The sequence below is a fragment of the Salidesulfovibrio onnuriiensis genome, assembly GCF_008001235.1.
GTDB classification, from domain to species: domain Bacteria; phylum Desulfobacterota; class Desulfovibrionia; order Desulfovibrionales; family Desulfovibrionaceae; genus Pseudodesulfovibrio; species Pseudodesulfovibrio onnuriiensis.
The window spans coordinates 2,483,976-2,499,868 of the sequence record NZ_CP040751.1 but is presented as its reverse complement, the minus strand read 5'-3'; the positions used below and the strand labels follow the sequence as shown (position 1 = coordinate 2,499,868).

14 protein-coding genes, 2 tRNA genes and 1 pseudogene are annotated in these 15,893 nt (G+C 52.4%); 8 read left to right on the top strand and 9 right to left on the bottom strand.

The window, feature by feature from the left end:
* Nucleotides 1-173 precede the first annotated feature (173 nt).
* Genes FGL65_RS11300 through FGL65_RS11290 form a run of 3 tightly spaced genes read left to right on the top strand, consistent with a single transcriptional unit; the run spans nucleotide 174 to nucleotide 2,288 of the window.
* Nucleotides 174-1,046, top strand: coding sequence for an ATP-binding protein (locus FGL65_RS11300; RefSeq protein WP_147821295.1), 873 nt, complete (start codon nucleotides 174-176; stop codon nucleotides 1,044-1,046).
* Nucleotides 1,047-1,048: 2 nt separating this feature from the next.
* Nucleotides 1,049-1,921, top strand: coding sequence for an ATP-binding protein (locus FGL65_RS11295; protein ID WP_147821294.1), 873 nt, complete (start codon nucleotides 1,049-1,051; stop codon nucleotides 1,919-1,921).
* Nucleotide 1,922: 1 nt separating this feature from the next.
* Nucleotides 1,923-2,288 (top strand): CGGC domain-containing protein, encoded by a 366-nt coding sequence (locus FGL65_RS11290; RefSeq protein WP_147821293.1) that lies wholly within the window; start codon nucleotides 1,923-1,925, stop codon nucleotides 2,286-2,288.
* Nucleotides 2,289-2,340: 52 nt separating this feature from the next.
* On the opposite strand, the gene FGL65_RS11285 is transcribed toward FGL65_RS11290, so the two are convergent.
* From FGL65_RS11285 to lysS, 9 genes and pseudogenes are all read right to left on the bottom strand, one after another.
* Nucleotides 2,341-3,171, bottom strand: coding sequence for an LpxI family protein (locus FGL65_RS11285; RefSeq protein ID WP_147821292.1), 831 nt, complete (start codon nucleotides 3,169-3,171; stop codon nucleotides 2,341-2,343).
* Between the two features lie 3 nt (nucleotides 3,172-3,174).
* Nucleotides 3,175-3,984, bottom strand: a complete 810-nt coding sequence (gene lpxA / locus FGL65_RS11280; protein ID WP_147821291.1) for an acyl-ACP--UDP-N-acetylglucosamine O-acyltransferase — start codon at nucleotides 3,982-3,984, stop codon at nucleotides 3,175-3,177.
* Nucleotides 3,984-4,445 (bottom strand): 3-hydroxyacyl-ACP dehydratase FabZ, encoded by a 462-nt coding sequence (gene fabZ / locus FGL65_RS11275; protein ID WP_147821290.1) that lies wholly within the window; start codon nucleotides 4,443-4,445, stop codon nucleotides 3,984-3,986. The genes lpxA and fabZ overlap by 1 nt, the downstream gene beginning before the upstream one ends.
* Nucleotides 4,438-5,478 carry a UDP-3-O-(3-hydroxymyristoyl)glucosamine N-acyltransferase gene (lpxD, locus tag FGL65_RS11270; RefSeq protein ID WP_147821289.1) on the bottom strand — a complete coding sequence of 347 codons (1,041 nt, stop codon included), beginning with the start codon at nucleotides 5,476-5,478 and terminating at the stop codon, nucleotides 4,438-4,440. The genes fabZ and lpxD overlap by 8 nt, the downstream gene beginning before the upstream one ends.
* Nucleotides 5,479-5,480: 2 nt before the next feature.
* Nucleotides 5,481-5,996 (bottom strand): OmpH/Skp family outer membrane protein, encoded by a 516-nt coding sequence (locus FGL65_RS11265; RefSeq protein WP_187170364.1) that lies wholly within the window; start codon nucleotides 5,994-5,996, stop codon nucleotides 5,481-5,483.
* 9 nt (nucleotides 5,997-6,005) lie between these two features.
* Complete coding sequence (gene bamA / locus FGL65_RS11260) at nucleotides 6,006-8,744, bottom strand: outer membrane protein assembly factor BamA (protein WP_147821287.1); 2,739 nt, start codon at nucleotides 8,742-8,744, stop codon at nucleotides 6,006-6,008.
* Nucleotides 8,731-9,417, bottom strand: a complete 687-nt coding sequence (locus tag FGL65_RS11255) for an ABC transporter ATP-binding protein (RefSeq protein WP_147821286.1) — start codon at nucleotides 9,415-9,417, stop codon at nucleotides 8,731-8,733. The genes bamA and FGL65_RS11255 overlap by 14 nt, the downstream gene beginning before the upstream one ends.
* Nucleotides 9,410-10,638, bottom strand: a pseudogene (locus tag FGL65_RS11250) (lipoprotein-releasing ABC transporter permease subunit). Before FGL65_RS11250 ends, FGL65_RS11255 begins: the two are co-directional and overlap by 8 nt.
* Nucleotides 10,639-10,681: 43 nt before the next feature.
* Nucleotides 10,682-12,265 (bottom strand): lysine--tRNA ligase, encoded by a 1,584-nt coding sequence (lysS, locus tag FGL65_RS11245; RefSeq protein ID WP_431830885.1) that lies wholly within the window; start codon nucleotides 12,263-12,265, stop codon nucleotides 10,682-10,684.
* 203 nt (nucleotides 12,266-12,468) lie between these two features.
* Here lysS and FGL65_RS11240 point away from each other — a divergent pair.
* The 5 genes from FGL65_RS11240 to FGL65_RS11225 all read left to right on the top strand — a co-directional run bounded on the left by FGL65_RS11240 (nucleotide 12,469) and on the right by FGL65_RS11225 (nucleotide 15,831).
* A tRNA-Asn gene (locus FGL65_RS11240) sits at nucleotides 12,469-12,544 on the top strand.
* A gap of 65 nt (nucleotides 12,545-12,609) precedes the next feature.
* Nucleotides 12,610-12,753, top strand: coding sequence for a hypothetical protein (locus tag FGL65_RS18260; RefSeq protein WP_187170363.1), 144 nt, complete (start codon nucleotides 12,610-12,612; stop codon nucleotides 12,751-12,753).
* 76 nt (nucleotides 12,754-12,829) lie between these two features.
* Nucleotides 12,830-12,905, top strand: a tRNA-Asn gene (locus FGL65_RS11235).
* A 194-nt stretch (nucleotides 12,906-13,099) separates the two neighbouring features.
* Nucleotides 13,100-14,776, top strand: a complete 1,677-nt coding sequence (locus tag FGL65_RS11230; protein WP_147821285.1) for a Na/Pi cotransporter family protein — start codon at nucleotides 13,100-13,102, stop codon at nucleotides 14,774-14,776.
* Nucleotides 14,773-15,831 (top strand): hypothetical protein, encoded by a 1,059-nt coding sequence (locus FGL65_RS11225; RefSeq protein ID WP_147821284.1) that lies wholly within the window; start codon nucleotides 14,773-14,775, stop codon nucleotides 15,829-15,831. Before FGL65_RS11230 ends, FGL65_RS11225 begins: the two co-directional genes overlap by 4 nt.
* Nucleotides 15,832-15,893 lie beyond the last annotated feature (62 nt).

The following is a 15,893-nucleotide window of genomic DNA, read 5'->3' as shown; positions in this document are numbered from 1 at the left end:
TAGTGCTGGCACAAGCATTGCTTAGAAGCAACCACAAAGACACGGTGTGCTTGAAAATATAAACAAAATGTAAGAAAAGGGCATTGCGGACAAAACCGTTTTCGCACCGGTGATTGATTCGCCGGATTGTGCCTGCAAAATCAACCATTACCCAACAACACAGAAGCAAGACCATGCAAATAGCCATCGCCAGCGGCAAGGGGGGGACCGGAAAAACTACCGTCGCCACCAATCTTGCCGCTTATTTCAGCCGGACCGGCATGGATGTCTCCCTTATCGATTGCGATGTGGAGGAGCCCAACGCCCATTTTTTCCTGACCCCGCAATGGAAGGACGAAAAAAAGGAAACCGTACCGGTTCCCAGAATCGACCACGACAAATGTCTCGGAGAGGAATGCCGCAAGTGCATCGAACTCTGCCGATTCAATGCCCTGATCTGGATGGTGGACGCGGTTCTGGAGTTTCCTGAACTGTGCCATGGTTGCGGACTGTGCACCATTGCATGTCCCGCATCCGCCATTGAGGAATCCACCCGTTCCCTGGGAATTTCACGCGTGGGACAAAAAGATTCCATATCCCTCTACAGTGGGCTGTTACGCATCGGCGAAGCCATGGCCCCCCCTCTGATTAAGAAGGTGAAGCAACGCGCCCTGACCGAGCACCCCGCCCCGGACGTCCGGCTCATTGACTGTCCTCCGGGAGCCACCTGTCCGGTGGTGGAAGCCCTGGAAGGAAGCGATGCCGCAATTCTGGTTACCGAACCCACCCCCTTTGGACTGCATGACCTGCGTATCGCAGTGGAGCTGCTCCGAAAAATGGAAGTTCCGTTCGGCGTTGTCATCAACAGGGCCGGAATGGGCGACGACAGGGTTCACGATTACCTGAAAGAGGAAAACATCGCCCTGCTCGGAGAACTGCCCCACAGCATGGAGGCCGCCTCTTCCTATTCCGAAGGGAAGCTGCTCATTGAGCAAGTCCCCGGATATGAGAAAGTCATTTCCCAAATTGCCCAAAATATTCAAAACATGGCCAAAAGCACGAGATAATCATGAAACAGATCGTTATCATCAGCGGAAAGGGAGGTACCGGCAAGACCTCCATCACGGCCGCGCTGGCGGGGGCCGGTCCCCACAAGGTTCTTGCCGACTGCGACGTAGATGCCGCGGACCTGCATCTTATCCTGAGCCCCGAGATCAACCTGAAGGAAAAATTTCACAGCGGATTCACCGCGACTATCGACCTGGACAAATGCATTCAATGCGGCCAATGCCGTGAACATTGCCGATTCGATGCCATTTCCCCAGAGTTCACCGTTATTCGTGAAAAATGCGAGGGGTGCGGGGCATGTGAATTCGTCTGCCCATCAGAGGCGGCCACCATGCAGGACCGGATGTGCGGCTATCAATTCGTATCCAACACCCGCTTCGGCACCATGGTCCATGCCGCACTTGGTATCGGCGAAGAGAATTCCGGCAAGCTGGTCACGTCAGTACGAAGGGAGGCCAAGGCCATTGCCGAGGCAGAGAAGGCGAAGTTCGTCCTGGTGGACGGTTCTCCCGGAATTGGCTGCCCAGTCATCGCCTCCCTTGCGGACATAGACATCTGCATTCTGGTGGCCGAACCCACTGTATCGGCCATACACGACCTCAAGCGGGTCCATGAGCTGGCCGGGCACTTCAAGACGCCCTGCATGTGCATCCTGAACAAATGCGGTATCAACCCTGCTCTGGAGCAGGAACTGGAGCAATACTGCGCGGCGAACTCCATAGTTCTTCTCGGCAAGTTCCAGTACGACCTGGACTTTACCAAGGCCCAGCTCCATCGACAGACCGTTGTTGAATACGACCCGGAAAAATTCGGCCCCATCATTGACGGAATATGGAATGAAATAAATCAGTACTTCAGACAAATGGAGGAGTGACGTGGAAAAGATCCTGATACTCGGCTGCAAGAACACCATGGATGATGTCTGTATAGGATGTTCCCGCTGCATTGTAGGCTTTAACAAAAAAGCGGGATCATTCTCCGCGTACCAGGATGCTGAAGCGGAACTCATCGGATTGCTGGGGTGCGGGGGCTGTCCCGGTGCCAGCATCGTTCCCAGGCTTGCGCAAATGAAGCTCTGGAACGCACCCATGGGAGAAATCCCCACCAAGATTCACATCGCCCCCTGTATTGCATCGCACTGTCCCCACAAGGATGTCATCATCCAAAAGGTAAAGAAACTTTCGGGGATCGAAGTCATAGAGGGAACACACCCCTATCTGCCCGAAGACATCTTCGCATAAAAAAAGGGAGTTCCTTTTGGAACTCCCTTTTCATTTTCAATCAAATTCGAGTCTACTCGATATCACCCTGCGCCAGGCCAATAATGCTGATACCCGCCTTGTCGGCGATTCTGACAGCTTCCTCCTGGTCAAAGAACAGGCTTTTTCCGGCTTCATATGCGAGACAGGATCCGTTTTCCGCAGCCATGGCCCGGACCGTGTCCACGCCAATGCTGGGCAGGTCTATACGTTCCTCCTGGCCCGGCTTGAAGACCTTGACCACCACCGCGCCCTTGCCGCCGTAATGGCAGCCGCGCCTGATGGTTTCGTCGGTCCCTTCCAGAGCCTCCACGGCCGCCACGATACCTTCGCGCACCACAATGCACTGACCGATATCCATACGTCCCAATTCCTTAGCCAGCCTCCAGCCAAAACGTATGTCCTCCAACTCCCGATCATCGGGGTTCCTGGAAGTCAGCACACCTTTGGGGGAAAGCAGTTCCGGGACCAGCTCGTGGGCAGGAGCCACGGTCATGCCTTCCGATTCGAACTCCGCAGCCAATGCGCTGAGAAGGGTTGAATCGCCCTTGTCCTTGCGCTTGAAAACCAACTTCATGGCGCGCATGTCCAGATGCCGAACATCCATTACCTTGGGCTTGTTGATGGTGCCGGCCATGATGACCCGCTCCACTCCGTTTTCCCTGAAGTAAGAGATCAGTTTGTTCAGCTTGCCCAGCTTGAGTTCCTTCCAGACATCCGCATATTCGGCCACAGCCATATTGGAATGGCCGGTAAAACCGGCCACCACGAGCCTGTGCCCATGGGCCTTGACGCCCTGGGCCACAAGCACGGGAAACTGTCGTCCGCCGGCAATAAGTCCAATGGTGGCTGGCAGCTGGGACATATACTAATCGAGATCGTGCCCGTTCTTGTTGGCTGCGGGCGTGACTCCGTTCTTGCTTTCGCGAATAAAGGAGACAAGATTCATGACTTCCGGGAAAGAACCGAATTCGGTTTCCACCTGGGCAAGAGAATCCTTTTTGGTCAAGCCGGAACGGAATATGATCTTGTAGGCTTTTTTGAGCGCCTTGCAGGCCTCGGAAGAAAATCCATTGCGACGCAAGCCGATGAGATTCGGTCCATACAATGCTCCACGGACGCCGTGGGCAAGCATGTAAGGCGGAACATCCTGCTTGTACCCGCTGGCGCCGCCAAGAAAAGCGAAATCGCCGATCTTGACGAACTGCTGCACCGCGGACATGCCGCTGATGATGACGCGTTTGCCAACTTCCACATGACCGGCAAGGTTCACCGAGTTGGCCATGATGACATTGTCGCCAATGATGCAATCATGGGCAACGTGCGCATAGGCCATGAAAAGGCAATTGGAACCCACCACTGTCTCGGAATGGCCCTGCTGGGTCCCCCGGTGAATGGTCACGCTTTCGCGGATGCTGTTGCCGTCGCCCATGCGCAACCAGGTTTCCTCGCCCTTGTAGGCGATGTGCTGCGGTGCGCCACCGATGCAGGCATGGGAATGGATGTGGTTGTTGGCACCCATCTCAGTGTACTCTTTTATCAGCGAGAAGGGCTCCAGAATGGTCTTGTCGCCAATCCTGGTATTTGCCTCAACCACGCAGTAAGGACCGATGACCACATCGGTTCCCAGTTCCGCCTTCGGATCAATAATCGCAGTGGGATGTATATTGGATGCCACTACATGTCCCCTTTATTGGCAACGGACGCAGTGAACTCACCCTCGGCGACGACCTGGCCGTCCACTTCGGCCACACCGCGCATGCGCCATATATTCATTTTGTGTTTTGTGTAATAGACATTGAGAGTCAGCTGATCGCCAGGTACGACCGGCTTCCTGAACTTGACCTTGTTCATCCCCGCGAACAGAAAAACCCTGTCCCCCAAGGGCTCATCCAGGGTGCGCATAACAAAAAGTCCACCGGCCTGAGCCAGAGCTTCGAGAATCAGAACACCCGGCATGACAGGCAGACCTGGGAAATGGCCCTGAAAAAAACCTTCGTTGAAAGTAACGTTCTTGTAAGCTTTGAGGCGCACACCGGATTCAAATTCCAGCACCCTGTCGACAAGAAGAAAGGGATAACGGTGCGGCAGCATATCGAGGATGCGCCTGATATCCATCACGTCAACATGTTCACTCATTCTTATCCCCCATGCTTTCTTGCAGGTTGGCAAGCTGCTTCTCTATTTTCTTCATTCGCTTGAACAAATCGGGCAATTTAGGTGCGCAAACACCCATGGCTTTCAAAAAGGTACTGTAAGGCATGCTGGGGCTTCCGCCGATCTTGCTGCCTTCGGGAACAACACCCGATATGCCGGACTGAGCCCCGGCCATGGTGTTAGAGCCGATCTTCACGTTATCGGCCACGCCAACCTGACCGCCCAGAATAACATTGTCACCAATCTCAGTGCTGCCGCCAATGCCGACCTGACCCACGAGCAGGCAATTTTCACCAACCTGAACGTTATGGCCAATCTGGACAAGATTATCGATTTTAGTGCCTCGGCCAACACGGGTCACATCTAAGGCGGCCCGGTCCACAGCGGTATTGGCTCCGATCTCGACATTGGTTTCAATGCTGACAGTACCGATCTGGGGGATCTTCATGTGTCCGAACGGAGTCTGTGCGTAACCGTATCCGTCCGCACCTATAACCGCTCCTGGCTGCACAATCACGTTGTCGTCAATGCGAACGCCGCCCATGATCACGACATTGGGATAAAGGATGCAATCGTCTCCAATTACGGAACCCTCGCCAACGTAACATCCTGGAAAGACAACACTCCCCTCACCGATGGACGCTTCGGGCCCGATAAAGGCAAACGGATAAATAACGGCACTCTCTGCAAGACGTGCCGTCTCGTGAACATAAGCCAAACTGCTCGACTTGGTAAGGCATCCCTGCGGTGTTTCAAAAAGCTTCACCACACGAGCAAGATCCATGTAGACATTACTGCTTACCAGTGCACATTCAACACTAGCTGCATGGGTTGAGTCAGTGATGATGCAGCTGGCCTGGGTGGTTGCAAGCAGATCGGAATACTTTGGGTTGACCAAAAAAGAGAGTTCACCGGGGCACGCCTTTTCAAGCGTGTTCACCCCGGTGATTTCAATATCATTGCCAGTGTATTCAAGGCCCAACTGCTTCGCAATCGAGCTTAGCATCTGGGACATAATTACTTCTTGTTTTTCCAGGCGTTATTCAGTTCCTTGATGATCTCGGGCGTCACATCCGCAGAATCGGCGACAAAAGGCATCTGCAATTTGTTAAAAATAGCGGTGTAGCCATTCTTTTTGCCATATTCATCAATAACCTTTCCGAGAAGAGTCAGCACAGGCTCGGACATCTTGTTCTGTTCTTCCTTCAGCTCGGCTTCAGCCTTTTTCTGATCTTCATTGAAACGGAACATTCTTTCACGAATTTTACGATCCATCTCTTCAAGAGCTTCGGGCTTCAGCATCTTCTTCTGCTTTTCACGCTGAATCTGCATTTCCTGAATGGCTTTCCGCTCCGCTAAAAGTTTATTCTGCAACTTCTTTTTCAAAGCGGCCCGTTTCTCGGAAACCTGTTTGGCAGGTTCTGCCTTTACCAGCACTTCAGGAAGATTGACAAAACCAAACTTTTGAGCGGCCAAGGCCGGGGTGGCAAAAAGCACACAAGCAAGAACTGCACTAATTATAATTTTTTTCATCATTGTCTCCTAGAATTGTTTACCTACCGTAAAATCAATAACCTGATGTTTGCTGTCGTACAAATCCTCAAAACCATAGCCGTAGCTGACACTCAAAGGACCGATGGGAGAATTCCAACGAAGTTCCGCACCCGCGCTTTTATACAGGCCCAGAGAAGGGGCGCTGTCGCCAAAACGCTCCACGCCTTCAAACCAGAACTCTCCTTCTTTCCAAACGTTCCCCATGTCAAAAAATGGCACGAACTGGACCCCCCATTCTTCGCTCACCGGAATAATAAGCTCCAGATTGGAGTAAAAAGCCTTATCCCCACCAATAGCATCGGTGGCATTATCCGCATCGGCGTTATCACTGTCCTGTGCGCGAATTTTATTTTTGGAATACCCACGCACTGTTCCTATGCCACCAAGCTTGAATCGCTGCCCCGAAGGAATATCCCCACCACCAATATTTTCATGCACAAATCCAAGATACCCTTTTGCATGAAACACGGTTTCCCCAAAAAGCTTGTGATAGTAATCAGTGGAGGTAATATATCTGACATAGTCATCAGTTCCACCCAAAATCCCGCCACCATATGAGATACCGCCAACCCATTTATAACCTGAAGTGGGATTCCGGTATCGATCACGCACGTCTCGGGTTAAAGTCATCCCTAAACTACTGTTGAGGTTGTAGCCTTCATCTTCTCTAACATCGGAATCAGTTTCGTTGTCGGTGTCATAGATGTGGTAGTTCACCAAATTATAACTTGCAGACAATCTGGTATGATCACCCAAAGGATAATAAAGTGAAACCGATCCGCCCGTGGAGTCTTGGTTGAAGTGATCAAACTCCTGTATCTTATGATACACATTGACTCCAAGTCCCAGATTCGAATCATTAACCATGGGGTTCAAAAAATCCAATTCAAACTTACTGGTTTGAGCCCCAAAAAGAGCGGACAGGCTGGAATTATAACCACGTCCGAATAAATTTCGTTCAGTAATATTGGCACCGATATATGGTCCATCAAACGTGGAATAACCAATGCCCCCACCAAATTGTCCTGTGGGTTTTTCCTTGACCTGAACCAAAAGGTCCATTTCATCCGGGTTACCGGTCTGAACAGGAGAGACGTTCACTTTGTCAAAGAAACCGAGATTTTCAAGCTTTCTGTTAGATACGTTCATCTTGTTTCCACTGAACGTATCTCCATCTGCAAGCGCCATCTTACGCAAAATAACATTATCCCGAGTCGTCACATTCCCTTCAACCAAGACCCTACGAATATGTACCTTCTGGTGCTTGGTAATGTTGTAAACGACATCAACGACCAATTTTTCCGGATCGTCATTAAGCTTCATGGCCACATCCGTATAGGCATACCCATAGTCGTTATAATGCGAGGTAAGTCGCTTTACGTCTTCCTGGGCGACAGACCTATTGAAATAATCGTCTTCTTTGGCCAATTCATCAGATTGGGTTATTACGGCAAGCTTTTCCGGTTCATCAAGCAGGTCGCCTTTAAACTCGACCTTCCCCATCTTGTAGCGTTCTCCTTCGTAGCAACGGAAAATTACCGTAATCCCATCATCCTTGACCTCAACCTCGGCACGCCCGACCTTGGCGTCAATAAAGCCATGGTTGTGGTAATAGGCCATAATGGCTGCGGCATCACGCTCGAGATACTCCTCCTTGAGCACACCAGAACCATCAATAAAACTCAGAAAACCGCGCTCTTGCAGGGCCAACTCATCCTTAATGTCATCGGGGTCCAACTGTTTGGCACCATCAATAATCACTTCCTCGATATAAAGCTTTTCGCCTTCCTCGATAATAAAATTCAGACGAGCCTGGTTGGAATCGCCAGTTTCAATCTCATGGGAAACCTTGGCCTTGTAGTAGCCTTCTTTACGATACATCTCGCGCACAAGCTTGATATCATCGGCCAGCACCTTCGGGTTGATGACTCCCCCCTTCTTGGTGGAAATAGCTTCAATGATATCTTCGCTGTCGATGGCATCGGACCCCAAAACGCTGATGGCCTCAATTCTCGGTTTTTCCACAACCTCAAAGGTAAGCTTTTTCCCACCGGCGACGTCGTCAACAAGAACTTTTACGTCGTCAAAATATCCGAGATGATAAATACTCTTCAAAGCTTCGTTGATGGATTTGGCCGTCATAAGATCGCCTTTGGCCAAAGGCAGACGCATCAGAACAACTTCCTTGTCCAAGACCTTGGCTCCGCGCACATCTATCTCGGCAATGACATCCTGGCGCAGCAAGCCGGTACGCATCATCTGAACCAGTTCATCCACTGCAGGCAAGAGATTGATCAACCCTTCTTTGGATACGGTGACCCTCTTGGGTTTCCCCTTTTCAAAAGCGTCAACAATCCGGGCGTCAATGGTGAGGTTTTCACCAATCTGATTGAATGTGCCGTAAATCGAAAAGCCTGAAGCAAGCAGCAATGCGGCTTCACGCGCATTGTCATTGGTTATGCTCGTGAACCCCTTTTCCTGAAGGACCTTAACAACGTCGCTTTGAGAAACAACGTCAAAACCGGCCTCTTTCAATTTATCGGACAACAACTCGGGCAAACTATCCTTGAGATAAGCCAAGTCATCGCCCGCATAAATTTCAAAAGGCAAAACAGCGACCTTGACATCCTGATCCACAGCAGCGGAAAACGCATTGGCGGCAAGAGTGGCAATAAGGAATATCGAAATAAAAGCCACTCCCAAGGAGCGAACACTAGTGCGCAGCATACAGTTCTCCTGAACGCAATTCATATCGTTTCTGCATCATGCCGGCCAATTCGGCATTGTGGGTCACGACAACCAACGTAGTTCCCAGATCTTTATTCAAAGCAACAAGCAATTCACCAACCATCTGCCCGGTATGTTCATCCAGGCTTCCCGTCGGCTCATCTGCAAGTACAACTCTCGGCTTCAAAAGTATGGCGCGGGCTATGGCGGCCCGTTGCCGCTCACCGCCCGAAAGGGTTGTCACCCTGTGACTGATCCTGTGGGATAACCCCACACGAGCCAAAGCCTCCTCCGCCAACGCGAAGGCCTTATTCTTCTTCAGACCGTTCACGAGCCCCGGCATGGCCACGTTTTCAAGAGTCGTGAACTCGGACAACAAGTGGTGAAACTGAAAAACGAACCCCATCCTGTTGTTACGAAGCCTTGCGCGCTGACGTCCGTTCATGGTCGCCATTTCCTGGCCGTCAAACAAGATGCTCCCCGAGGACACCGTATCAAGGGAGCCCATGATATGGAGCAAAGTGGTCTTGCCTGAACCGGAAGCCCCATGAATGGCAATGGATTCTCCACCGCCAACGACCAGGTCCACTTTGCTCAAGACGTTCACCATTTCCGTAGGACCGAAAAATTCCTTCCCGACGGAGGCAAGCCTGTATACGGCCTCGCTATTCATAACGCAAGGCCTCGCTCGGGTTCAACGAAGCAGCCCTTCGCGCGGGATAGATCGTAGCAAAAAAACAAAGCAGCAACGCGGCGACCCCGATCATGCTCAAATCAAAGGGATCGAGCAAAACCGGCAGGTAGTCCGTGGGATAAACATTCTGAGGCAGCTTGATGAACTGGTACTTCTTGAGCAGCAAACTGACCGGGACGCCCAGGGCGAACCCCAAAGTCGTTCCGACAACGCCGATAAGCGTCCCCTGAATCATGAATATTTTTCTGATACTGCGCTCCTCGGTTCCAAGCGACATCAGCACGGCAATATCCTTTGTCTTCTGCATCACCAGCATCACCAGCGTATTGACGATGCTGAAGGACCCCACCAGGACAATCATGGACAGAATGATGAACATGGCCGTCTTTTCCAGCTTGAGAGCGGCAAACAGGTTGGCATTCATCTCTTTCCAGTCACGAATGACCAGCCCGAACGTCCCTATCTCCTGCTTCAGCTGACGAGAGACCTCATCCGCACGAAACGGATCATCAATGCGAATCTCAATGCCGGACACGAAATCATTACCGTATCCAAGAAGCTTACGTCCATCGGCAAGCCCCACGTACCCGAGGGTGGAATCGTACTCAAACATGCCGGTACGGAAAATCGCGGCCACCTGGAACACGCTCACTTTGGGCTTATACCCTGCAGCCGACTTTCGCCCCGAAGGGGAAAGCAGATTCACATGCTCACCGACGGTCAGCCCCAGGCGTTTTGCCATCTGATACCCAATGACTATGCCCGGGGGGCATCCGCCATCTCCAGGTTGTCCAGACTTCCAGCCACGATGTCATCCTTGAGGCTGAGCACATTGCCGGCGGTTCCGGGATCAATGCCTCGCAGCACCACCCCTTTGACACCGAGCCGGGTCGAAAGCATTACCTCGGAATACAAAAAGGGAGAAACTCCCTCAACTCCTGGCACTTTTTCAGCTTTTTCGACCAATTCATTATAATTCTTTACTCCGCCGCGAAGCGATGAAACCAGGATATGGGCATTGACCCCCAGAATCTTGTCCCGCAGATCCGTGGTGAACCCATTCATGACGCCCAGGACCACGATCAGCGCCCCGACACCGATGGCCACCCCACAGACGGCAAACAGCGAAATCAAAGAAATGAAAGACTGCTTGCGAAGGGCGAACAGATACCTGAGAGCCACAAACGTTTCAAACTGCATATTACTCCGCACTATAAGCGGTTTATCAACTTATAAAACGCCGCTAGGCCTCAGGACGCAGCAGCGGGAACAGGATAACCTCACGAATGGAGGCACTGTCCGTCAGCAGCATGACCAAACGGTCGATGCCAACCCCCTGTCCTGCAGCCGGAGGCATTCCGTATTCAAGTGCACGGACATAGTCCTCGTCCATGAAATGAGCTTCCTCGTCTCCTGCTTCCTTTTCCGCAACCTGGTCTTCGAAACGGCCACGCTGGTCAACCGGATCATTCAATTCGGAAAAGGCGTTGGCCATTTCACGACCGGTCATGAAAAGCTCGAAACGATCCGTAATGTCGGGATTCTCTTCATTCCGGCGTGAAAGCGGCGAAATATCCGTCGGGTAATGATAAATGAAGTGCGGCTGGATGAGCTTCGGCTCAACGCGAATATCAAACAGCTTGGCCTGGAGCTTGCCCAGTTTTTCGCCTTCAACCACCTTTTCTCCCGAGTTCTTCACAAGCTCCTTACATTTCTCATAGTCATTGTAGATCTCGGGAGAAATGCCACCAATCTTTTCCAAGGAATCATGGAAGGTCATGCGGGTCCAGGCACCTATGGAAAGATCGATGACCTCGCCCTGGTACTCGACCTTGGCGCTGCCGGTCACCCGTTCTGCGACCCTGGAGAACATCTCCTCGGTCAAATCCATGAGGTTTTCGAAGTTGGCGTAAGCCCAGTAAAACTCCAGCATGGTGAATTCGGGATTATGCTGGGTGGAAATTCCTTCATTGCGGAAGTTTCGGTTGATCTCGTACACACGCTCAAAGCCGCCCACCAGCAGCCGCTTCAGATACAGCTCGGGCGCAATGCGCATGTAGAGCTTCATGTCCAGGGCATTATGATGGGTCTCAAAAGGCTTGGCCGTGGCCCCTCCGGGTATGGGTTGCATCATGGGAGTTTCCACTTCCATGAACCCTTTCTCATCAAGGAAATTGCGCAGCTCGCGGACAATGGCCGTCCTAGCCATGAAGATTTCCTTGGTTCGGGGCGTCACGATCAGGTCAACATAACGTTGACGATACCGGATCTCCACGTCTTTGAGACCGTGGTATTTTTCCGGAAGAGGCCGCAATGACTTGGTGATGAGCTTGAAGCCCTCGGTCTTCATGGTCAATTCGCCGGTCTTGGTGCGGAACAGGCTCCCCACAACTCCGACGATGTCCCCGATGTCTGTCTTTTTAAACAGAGTATAGGCCTCGGCGCCCAGATCATCGCGGGAACAGAACACTTGGATCTTTCCGCTACGGTCCTGAACATGAAAGAAGGTGGCCTTCCCAAAGGACCGCAGGCCGACAACCCGGCCTGCAATGGAAAATTTCTCTTCGATTCCCTCAAGGGCTTCGGCGTCCATCGGGTCATAGGCGGCAAAGATGTCACCCACATGGGAATCCTGGTGGAAGTCATTCGGATAGAGGGGAACGCTTTCATCAAGCAATACACAGGCTTTCTCCACCCTGGTCTTGATGACCTGGTTGAGTTCGTCCTTGGCCTGCAGGGCCTCCATCATAGGCATGAACTTTTGGACATGCTCGGACTTGGTGGCCAGCTTGATCTTCTTTTTCTTATTATTCTGAGTATTTGACAAAACTTTGTTTCCTTGAACACGAAAAGTCTAGAAAAATGCAAGAGACGTTGATTCCGTAAGCCATATCTGCGCCGCAGTCAAGAAATACAGAACATTACCGCCTCATCAACAGTCGAATTGTCCGCCGCGAAAACCATTTTTTTGCTTGACGGGCAAAATGGATTTGCCTAAATACTCCTCTCGCGCCGCAAGCGCAACCATGTTCCCCAGTAGCTCAATCGGCAGAGCGGGTGACTGTTAATCACTAGGTTCGCGGTTCAAGTCCGTGCTGGGGAGCCAGAAAAAGCAAAGGCTTTCAGGAATTAACCTGAAGGCCTTTTTCTTCTCCACCCAAGGAATATACCATGACAACAGGAATATCGATCACCCTGGCCGCCAGCGCCCTCGTCATACTTTATCGTGTTTTTTTCAAAAGCGACCAGCCCACCATGCACGGCATCGATATAGATTTCGACCGCGCCAAGGAGCATGAACTCAACAGGTGGTAATCAAATTCAATTTTCTTCTTGACGAGGGATTTGAATTTGCCTAAACACTCCTCTCGCGCCACAAGCGTATCCATGTTCCCCAGTAGCTCAATCGGCAGAGCGGGTGACTGTTAATCACTAGGTTCGCGGTTCAAGTCCGTGCTGGGGAGCCAGAAAAAGCAAAGGCTTTCAGGAATTAACCTGAAGGCCTTTTTATTTACCCTCTCCCCTAGGCCGCACAGCAACAAACATAGACGACCTTCCTGCCCACAATCACTTTATAAACAAGTGTCGCACAGGAGGGCTTGATTTTACGGGTCATTCAGGTAACCCTCAACAATCACAACTAGGGAAGGATATTTACCATATGACCTTTTCCATCCTGGCGGGCCTCATGGGAGGCCTGGGACTCTTTCTGCTCGGCATGAGGCTCATGACCAACGGTCTCCGAAAGGCGGCCGGTGCGGCCCTGCGCCATATTCTCAGCACCTGGACGAAAACACCCGCGCGCGGCATTGTATCTGGGTTTGCCATTACCGCCCTGGTGCAGTCCTCAAGCGCGGTCACCGTGGCCGCTATAGGTTTCGTCAACGCGGGGCTCATCAACCTGCAGCAATCCATTGGCGTCATTTTCGGAAGCAACATTGGCACCACCATCACCGGCTGGCTCGTGGCGGCCATCGGGTTCAATGTCGAGATCAAGGCATTGGCCCTGCCGCTTATCGGAATCGGAGCTCTCCTCCGACTCACGGGCGGCAACAGCCGCCGCACGCCTGTCGGAGACGCCTTGACCGGATTCGGCCTGTTCTTCCTGGGCATCGAAATACTCAAAAATTCCTTTCAAAACGTCGAGCCCTTCATCAATTTCGGAGGAATGGCCACGGACGGAATAACCTGCTCCATCATTTTTCTGGGTGCCGGATTCCTGCTGACATTCCTCATGCAGAGTTCCAGTGCAGCCATGGCCATAGTCCTCACGGCGGCGGCTTCGGACATCATAGGCATCGATTGCGCGGCGGCCGCAGTCATTGGCACCAACATCGGCACGACTTCGACCGCGGCCCTGTCCGTCATCGGAGCCACGGACAACGCAAAAAAAGTGGCGGCGGCGCACATCCTCTTCAACATAGGCACAGGGGTTGTTGCCCTGGCAATGCTTCCGCTGCTTGTGGGCGGGATCCTCGGCATGGAACATTTTTTCAGCGCCCTGCCTTCCCCGGCCATTACGCTCGCCGTCTTCCATACCGTTTTCAACCTGTTCGGCGTTCTTCTTTTCACTCCCTTCACCAGTGAACTTGTCCGGTTTCTGGACAAGAAGATCGGAACCGATGTTCCCGAGGTGGCAAAGCCCCGTTACTTGGACAACAACATACTTAAAACCCCCAGCCTGGCACTGGACGCGCTGTTTCTCGAACTCGGCCGCACCGGTGAGCATTGCCGGCTCATGGCGCAGAAGGTTCTCGCAACCAACTACCGCTATTCGGAACTGCTCAGGGACCTAACGGCAATTCGGGGGCTCATCGGCGAGATAAGGAAATTCTGCACCGCACTGCACAAGGAAGACCTGCCGAACGAAGTGGCCGAAAACTTGCCCAAGACCCTCCGGGTACTGCAGTACTACAGCAACATGATCGAAGTCATACACACGGTTTCCCGAGACCACGTAACGTTGAACCATATTCTTCCAGGGGATGTGGACGATCAGGTCTATGAATTCAAGATGTACATCAAGGACCTGCTGAACATCGCCCATACGCCCTGCAGTCCGGAATTCGAAAGCCTGCAATTCATGCGCGAAAAGCTTTCGGTCCTCTACAAGAAACTCAAGGATTCCATCCTTGACGCAGGGGCGAACGGACGCATAGAAATTGAACACATGGTGGAGCTTCTCGAATTTTACTCCAAGACAAAACGGTTGATCACCCAGGCCATCAAAGCCACTTCGTACTGGGCAAGCATGAAAGACCCGTCCGAAATATGCAAACACGCAACCGAAGAAAACGACTACAGTTGGCGACTTCCTGAAACGCCGGAGCAACAATGACCAGACAGAAACAAATTATCGCCGGGCTATGCGCCCTGGTCGCCCTGGTGGCCATTTCCGCTGCCGTCAGACTTCTCATTATCAAGGACAGGACCACCCCCTCCCCGGAACACAGGGCCACCGTCAGCCCGCCTTCCAAGGCTGCCCCCGATTGGGTTATCTCGGGCCAGGAGGCCAAGCCCGACTACTCCCCGGCCGACATGGACGCCAAAAACGCCACGGAAGTTGTCAAGGAATCTCCTGCGGAAACGCCCAACGCCACGGAACCGACCGCCCCGAAAGTGGTCGAGGAAAACGACTTCATAACCTTTGGGTTCCTGGACAGCCTGACCAACTTCGTGGTTCAGCGCTTCGAGCCAAGCCGGGGCGGCAGCCAACCCGCCACCCGGGCATCGTTCCGCAGCCTGAACATGTACTACAGCCGCAATTTCGACGGTATCGAAGTCCAGGCCGACGACCTGAAGGCCAACCGGACCCGCATCATCGACTATGTTTTCACGCCGACCTCGGTCAAAGCCATCTATGCCCTGTATGCGGATCTCTTTGTGCAGCAACTGGCGGACAACACGGTGCGGAAAATCGATGGAACGGAACAGGAGCTGAACCGGGAGGACATGTCCGACCTTTTCCGGCTCAACGCCGCAGCCCTCGACCAAACGGCCCTGATCTTTTCGGCCATCTCCGAAGATAAGGACCTTTCCAAGCTCATTGCCCGGTATATCCAGGCGGTGCGCGCCGTGGAACGGGCCAATGTCCGTTTCCAGGAATCGTTGAGTTCAGACTCCATATCCAGCGAGGACAAGGCGGACGCGGGTAATACGCTGAAACACGCCATCCGGGAGCGGGAACGCAGCCGTTCCAGAATCATCGACAGCATCAAAAAACATTGCAAGACATGCCCGGACGACGAGGTGTTTTACATCGCTCTCTGGTCTTACCGGCGCAGCCTCGGCAACCAGAACAAACTCCCCGCCTTTGCCGCGGCGGCGGATTGCCTGAAGGACCTCTCGCAACGATTCCGGCAAAAGGCTGACGAACTCATGCAACCAGAATAACCTCCCCCGACGACCGCAAAAAAGACACTTTGAAAAAAGTGTCTTTTTTTTTTGCCACCGCC

Bases quoted from the DNA above. Each gene is read 5' to 3' on its own strand.
- FGL65_RS11225 (WP_147821284.1), top strand. From the start codon at position 14,773: ATGACCAGACAGAAACAAATTATCGCCGGGCTATGCGCCCTGGTCGCC.
- lpxD (WP_147821289.1), bottom strand. From the start codon at position 5,478: ATGTCCCAGATGCTAAGCTCGATTGCGAAGCAGTTGGGCCTTGAATAC.
- FGL65_RS11230 (WP_147821285.1), top strand. From the start codon at position 13,100: ATGACCTTTTCCATCCTGGCGGGCCTCATGGGAGGCCTGGGACTCTTT.
- FGL65_RS18260 (WP_187170363.1), top strand. From the start codon at position 12,610: ATGACAACAGGAATATCGATCACCCTGGCCGCCAGCGCCCTCGTCATA.
- FGL65_RS11300 (WP_147821295.1), top strand. From the start codon at position 174: ATGCAAATAGCCATCGCCAGCGGCAAGGGGGGGACCGGAAAAACTACC.
- FGL65_RS11255 (WP_147821286.1), bottom strand. From the start codon at position 9,417: ATGAATAGCGAGGCCGTATACAGGCTTGCCTCCGTCGGGAAGGAATTT.
- FGL65_RS11295 (WP_147821294.1), top strand. From the start codon at position 1,049: ATGAAACAGATCGTTATCATCAGCGGAAAGGGAGGTACCGGCAAGACC.
- fabZ (WP_147821290.1), bottom strand. From the start codon at position 4,445: ATGAGTGAACATGTTGACGTGATGGATATCAGGCGCATCCTCGATATG.
- FGL65_RS11265 (WP_187170364.1), bottom strand. From the start codon at position 5,996: ATGAAAAAAATTATAATTAGTGCAGTTCTTGCTTGTGTGCTTTTTGCC.
- bamA (WP_147821287.1), bottom strand. From the start codon at position 8,744: ATGCTGCGCACTAGTGTTCGCTCCTTGGGAGTGGCTTTTATTTCGATA.
- FGL65_RS11285 (WP_147821292.1), bottom strand. From the start codon at position 3,171: ATGTCCCAGCTGCCAGCCACCATTGGACTTATTGCCGGCGGACGACAG.